Annotated in this window: 6 protein-coding genes; 2 read left to right on the plus strand and 4 right to left on the minus strand. The window is 54.2% G+C overall.

Annotated features, from left to right (window positions below):
- Positions 1–444: 444 nt before the first annotated feature.
- Positions 445–1,692, plus strand: coding sequence for a DUF2325 domain-containing protein (locus JWG43_RS17025; RefSeq protein ID WP_205244150.1), 1,248 nt, complete (start codon positions 445–447; stop codon positions 1,690–1,692).
- Between the two features lie 73 nt (positions 1,693–1,765).
- A complete protein-coding gene (locus JWG43_RS17030; RefSeq protein ID WP_205244151.1) occupies positions 1,766–2,122 on the plus strand; it encodes a hypothetical protein in 357 nt (118 codons plus the stop codon).
- Positions 2,123–2,527: 405 nt separating this feature from the next.
- Here JWG43_RS17030 and JWG43_RS17035 read toward each other — a convergent pair whose 3' ends face one another.
- From JWG43_RS17035 to JWG43_RS17050, 4 genes are all read right to left on the minus strand, one after another.
- Positions 2,528–3,769 carry a DUF4857 domain-containing protein gene (locus JWG43_RS17035; protein WP_205244152.1) on the minus strand — a complete coding sequence of 414 codons (1,242 nt, stop codon included), beginning with the start codon at positions 3,767–3,769 and terminating at the stop codon, positions 2,528–2,530.
- Entirely contained in the window at positions 3,766–4,434 is a 669-nt protein-coding gene (locus JWG43_RS17040; protein WP_205244153.1) for a hypothetical protein, read from the minus strand. The genes JWG43_RS17035 and JWG43_RS17040 overlap by 4 nt, the downstream gene beginning before the upstream one ends.
- Before the next feature lies 1 nt (position 4,435).
- Complete coding sequence (locus tag JWG43_RS17045) at positions 4,436–5,314, minus strand: ABC transporter ATP-binding protein (RefSeq protein WP_205244154.1); 879 nt, start codon at positions 5,312–5,314, stop codon at positions 4,436–4,438.
- An 86-nt stretch (positions 5,315–5,400) separates the two neighbouring features.
- The coding region (locus JWG43_RS17050) for a hypothetical protein (protein WP_205244155.1) at positions 5,401–5,596 on the minus strand (196 nt) is incomplete at its 5' end.

The raw sequence follows: 5,596 nt of genomic DNA on the forward strand, positions 1-5,596 counted from the left end.
GATGGCGCTATTTTATGGCACCGTGGTGACTCTGGCCTTAGTTGTCGGGCTGTACGGAGCCCGCGGGACGCCATCCCTCGGTTATCCTGATCCCGCGGATCGCTCCGGAACTGCCGCCTGAACAGGGAGCGGTCAGCGGCCGCGGAGCAGACACGTTCGCAGGGCCCCCTTTCATCCCTGTCCGGACCGGGTGCATGATTTTTTTCCGACCACGACGGAAAAAGCTTGCTTCTTTTGCCCGTAAGGATAATTTAAACCTAAATAATTCAGGCATTCCTTTTTCGGCCTGAGTTGACCCGGCCCATACCTTTCGGTGTTGGCCATAACAAATTGCGGCTTTAGTGTCTTGCAGTGCGAGGCGTTGTTCCCTCCGTGGGCAGAACCCACGGAGTTTTTCAGGGGTTGAGTTTTAGTGACTACTAATATGATTCATGGGTGCTAATTATGGAGCAGCAGGAGAAGAAAAGCCCGTCGTTGCAGTGGAAAAAAATCTGGGAGGTTGACACCAGCTTCAAATGTCCTCTGATCGGAACCTGTCTGGGACGATTTGAATTGCGCCGGTTGAGCCGGGAGCGGGTGTATGCGGTGGAATCAGGGCTGGATGATTATCAGCTTCACACCCGTTTCATTGCCATTGCGGCCCGGGATGATATCAAGGGTCGGGCTCTGCACAAGTATCTGCGGAAAAAATATCACCAGAGCACCAAAAAGTACCTGCAGGCAACCACGGATGACGACATCCGGAGCCATTGGCAGGAAGATATGACCGCAGGCCGAATAGACAGCGCCTGGTGGGCGGTCATGACCCATCCCCTGATATCCGAGCAGCTTGTCGATGAGTTGTATGGTTTTCTCCACATGCTGGGACATGAATATATCAACGGTTATCATAAAGAACAAACCCGACGGGCCACCCTGCGCAACAAAGTGACCATGCTCGAGGAGATACTCGGGTCCGAACGGCAGCATCACCGGCGGGAACAGCGCCAGTTGCGGGGAGAAATAACCGATCTCCGTCAGGAAGCCGAGAAATACCAGGTCTTGATGGCGGAGAATTCGTTGTTGCGGGCCGAAAAGGCTGTGCTGAAGGAACGGGCTCACCAGCTCACCGTGAAGGTCGAGGAGGCAAGTGATCAGCAGCAGCCTGCCGCCGGACAGGAAGAACTCGCGCGCCTCCGGGAAGAACATGCCCAACAGGGTCAGGAAGTTGCGCGACTGCGGCAGCAGGTGGCGGCCATGGAAGCAGAGCAGGCCCGAATGGCCCGTCAACGGACAGATCAGGCACGGGAAATCGCCTCACTGGAGAGCATGCTGCTCCAGCGGATGTCTGATCCCGATCCCTGTACGGTCTGTGCCGATCACAACACTGCCCAATGCCCAGGCCTCAGCCTGTGCGGCAAAACCGTTCTCTATGTTGGCGGCCTGCATAAAATGGTGCCGCATTACCGACAGCTGGTGGAACAGCTTGGCGGACGTTTCATGCATCATGATGGCGGCAAGGAGGCGTCGCGCAACCTGCTGCCCAAAATGCTGGTGACCGCGGATGCGGTGTTCTGCCCCATTGACTGTGTCAGTCACGACGCCTGCAAGCAGGTTAAAAAAATGTGTAAACGCTACCGTAAACCGTTCGTGCTCATGCGAAGTTCCGGTCTTTCCTCTCTGGCCAAAGGTCTGAACGAAATCGTCCAGTAGATTCATCCGCTGTGCTCCCGAAAGCGGATGTTATCACTGGAAAAAAATAAGCAATAACAAAGGAATCACAGGTATGGCAACTGAAGCACACATCCTCGCTACCAATCGCAATGGCAATCTGCACGTCAATCTGCACGGACAGTTCACCGCCGCAACTGCCGCGGAGCTGACCAGTATCATTGCGCAAACCTATCAGGGCAAAGGAAATATTTTTATTCATACCGCCCAGGTTACCGTCATCGAGCCTGACTCCAAACGTGTTTTTGCCGACCACGTCAGTCTGCTCGGCCTGCCTCGGGAGAAGTTGTATATGACCGGCATCAAGGGGTTGGATATCAGTCCGGATCAGGGTCGTGTCATTGTCTATGAGAAAAAAAAGAGCGGCAGTTGCGGGCGATGCCGGAATTGCAAATGTAATGACCAGAAATGATCGGCATGCTTCGGCCTTGCCAAGAGTCGATGCAAACAAGAAAGAAACAATCCATGGCAAGGGCACTGGCAGGTTATGGTTTATCAGAAAGTTGATCTCGAATGGCTCACTGACTACGTCGTGGCTGGGATGCCGCCCTTCGGGGCGTCCGTCCGCACGCCTACTCAAACACGCCCCAAAGGACGGCTGGTGAAGGCGAATTTCTGAAAATATCACCGCGTAAATGACATGATTACAGTAAAATGGAACAAAAGCATGAATTCAGCCGTCACGGATTCAGGTATTGGTGTGGTCGTTGGGCCGGGTATGCCTGGGCCTGGTGTGACAGTCGTATGCCCTGCGGTATGTACCCCAATGAGGGGAGGTGTGCAAATAGGAAGAGGAATGGAACTGTTTGGCTTCTGTTCAAGTCTCGTCAAGGAGATGGACCGCTGCCAGGCCGTAAAAGCCGGTCATGGCGATAATCGCCAGGTCGTTCCAGGATCCGGAATGCCTTGGTGGACGCCGACGAAGAATGAACGATAGGCCCAGGGCCGTGAGTATCCCGGCAAAGGACCATGGTCCCCCAGACACCAGACGTAAGGCGGCCTGGCTTCGATACGGGGACTCAAAGGTGATCTCAAAGGGAAAGAAGAATTCCCGGAGGAACAGTACCGGGACCGGAGTGAGATCCCTGTTGGGTAGCGTAAAGGTGCGCAGGGGTCGATAGGCCGTATCCATGGCCACCCCGTGGACAATCTGGTCATTGCTGATTGTCACGGTCCGGTGCAGCGGGTCAATCAGCAGTTTGAAGTCCATGGAACCTGGATCATATCCGGAAATGGGCAGAGAGATGAGCCGATAGGATTCACGAGTGACAAGATACACCTTTCCGGAGGTGGTGATGATTGTGCCATGCAACTCGCGGCGATGGTGCTCGGAAACGATAATGTCGAGAATGTCGAGGCCGGGATCGATGGATGTTTTGACCACTTCCGGCTGGTTCAGAACCCGCCGGATATGAAAGACGTGGCCACGGCTGTCGCGGACAAAATATCCGTCGTCAAAGGGTTTCAGGTTGGTGGGGTTGCCACCGATCACGGTGGCTGGAAACACGAATCCGGCTTCCTGGAGAGCGGATGTGAAGCTCTCGGTTAACTCCTGGTCAGTGCGGTTGTCATCGGCGTTGATGAATTCCATGGTCTGGTCCGTGAACCGGAACATATCCTCGGGAAACGGCATAATGGCAACCCGGGGGTCATTGTTGAACAGAGGATACAGGTCCAGGAGAGGGAAATGGCCCTTGAGTCGGCGGCTGTGGATGGTTATGGCATGTCGCTCGGCCCTGATGGTCTCCGCATCGAAGGCCTGGCCGCCGATGCTGGGAGGAAGCAGACCTTTCAGCTCCAGGTTTCTGTAATAAAGAAAAGGAAGTTGCTGTTCAAACTCAGACCGGGTGTATGTTCGCCCTGCCTCGTCCTGGTAGTGGAATTGGTGATTGCCGAGAGATTCCTGGTAGATGAACTGATTGAGAACCGGACTGTACAGGAGCAGAGGATTGGTGCTCTGGCGGGGAAACACAGTATCAAAGATCGCTGGCATCAGGTAGGCCAGCGCCACCACGGTCAGCAGGACAAGGCTGTAACGGGTCATCACTCTTGGCATCATGCACCTCGCTGCCGAAAGCGGCGGCCGGATTCGAACACCGCGGCCAGGAACAAGGGAGCCAGGGCGATGAGCCAGGGCAGGGCCGGGGTCAACCAGCCGTATCCTCTCCCGGAATAGTGCAAGGCGATCAGGATACTGAAGACAAAAATCAGCAACACCCGTCTTGGCCAGGTGGTCTCCAGGAGCAGGGTGACGCCACCAAGGTAGGCGAGTACTCCGGCAAGGATCCAGGGGAGCATGGTCGGCAGAGAGGAGAGTGCCACCGGGATCGGAAAGGTTTTGGCGAGGATCAAGGGAATAGACACCGCACTCAGAAAGCAGAGGCTGAGCAAACCCGACAAGCCGGCTGCCAGGCAGATCAGCAGCATGCTGTCACGGTGCATGGGCAGGTGCAGGGTCAGGCGCAGCCGGCGACCAAGAATCTCGGGAATGAATTGTGCCGCTGCCAGTACCAGGCCGGTGAGCAGGGGCAGGTAACGGATGTCACTGTACAGGAGAGTACCCAGATGAACAGTCTGGTACCAGACCATTTCCGCATGTTCAGCCCCGATTCGTCCGCGAATATCGAAAAAGATTCGCAGGAAGATGGCGACATGGATTGCCAGGGCGGCGGCCCAAAACCACCTGATCTTGAGCCATTCCTTGAAAAGAAGTGCACGGATCATGTCAATATTTTCCCATCAGGCCGATAAAGCCGTCTTCCAGGGTCATGGGGAGTCGGCGGAGATCCGGAGCGGGAATGCCCAGGTCGGCAAGGTGCTGCTGAACCGCGTCTGTCCCGGCCCAGGAAAAAAAAGTGATTTTGTTGCCGCGTTGTTCGCAATTGATGATCAATTCATCTTTTGGCAGCTCTACAGGACCGGTCTGGTGAAAAACATAGTGATGAAAATTGGTCATGAAGGCATCCAGACTGGTATGGAGGATTTCACCCCGGTCAAGAAAAATGAGCGTATCGACCAGCTGCTCCAGATCCTGGATGATATGGCTGGTCACAAAAATTGTTTTTTGTCCCTGTGCTGCAAAATCGTGGAGCACATCAAGGAAAAGTCGCCGATATCCGGCATCCAGCCCCATGGAATAATCGTCGAGAATCAGCAGGTCCGGGTTCTGAGCCATGATGGTGCCCAGGACCACCTGCGAGCGTTGTCCGCAGGACATGGTGCCGATCCGCTGTGAGCGGGGCAGCCCCATCTTGTCCACCAGGTGATAAAACAGATCCGACTTCCATCCCGGGTAGCAGCCTTGGAAAAAGCGATGTGTCTGGTCAATGGTCATGAAGGCATACGCCAGGTGGCCTTCGTGCAGCAGACCGATGCGGCGTCGGGTCGCCGGGGAAAGATCATGTGCCTTTTCACCCAGCACCAGGCAGTGTCCTCCGGCAGGTTCCAAAAATCCCATCAGGATGTTGACCAGGGTTGTCTTCCCCTGACCGTTTTTGCCGAGCAGGCCACAAATTGATCCTTCCCGAACAGAAAATGTGAGATCCTGATAAATGGTGCGACCGTTGTAGTGATGTGACAGGTTGTGGACTTCAATGGCGTGCATGGCGATAACAGGATAACAGAAATAGGAAGTTCCGCTAAAAGGGAATTCGATCCGGCATTGTTTTGAAATGATAAAATATATTAGGTTTAATTAAAAAAATAGACGTGCCACATAATTTTGCCAAGTGTCAATGGGTATAAATAGAAACAAACTCTTCCGCTCACCGGTTCCAGTTTCCGTTTCAGATAGTTATTGACTACAACCGGTGAACGTTTAACCAAGAAAAGCGGTTGACTTTTAAGTTCGTGATTTAATTCCCCCAGAAAATCCCCCGGCTTTGCC

The sequence above is a fragment of the Desulfobulbus alkaliphilus genome (genome assembly GCF_016918545.1).
In the GTDB taxonomy this organism is placed as follows: domain Bacteria; phylum Desulfobacterota; class Desulfobulbia; order Desulfobulbales; family Desulfobulbaceae; genus Desulfobulbus; species Desulfobulbus alkaliphilus.

Coding starts and splice junctions, on each gene's coding strand:
- JWG43_RS17035 (WP_205244152.1), bottom strand. CDS start 3,769: ATGATGCCAAGAGTGATGACCCGTTACAGCCTTGTCCTGCTGACCGTG.
- JWG43_RS17030 (WP_205244151.1), top strand. CDS start 1,766: ATGGCAACTGAAGCACACATCCTCGCTACCAATCGCAATGGCAATCTG.
- JWG43_RS17045 (WP_205244154.1), bottom strand. CDS start 5,314: ATGCACGCCATTGAAGTCCACAACCTGTCACATCACTACAACGGTCGC.
- JWG43_RS17025 (WP_205244150.1), top strand. CDS start 445: ATGGAGCAGCAGGAGAAGAAAAGCCCGTCGTTGCAGTGGAAAAAAATC.
- JWG43_RS17040 (WP_205244153.1), bottom strand. CDS start 4,434: ATGATCCGTGCACTTCTTTTCAAGGAATGGCTCAAGATCAGGTGGTTT.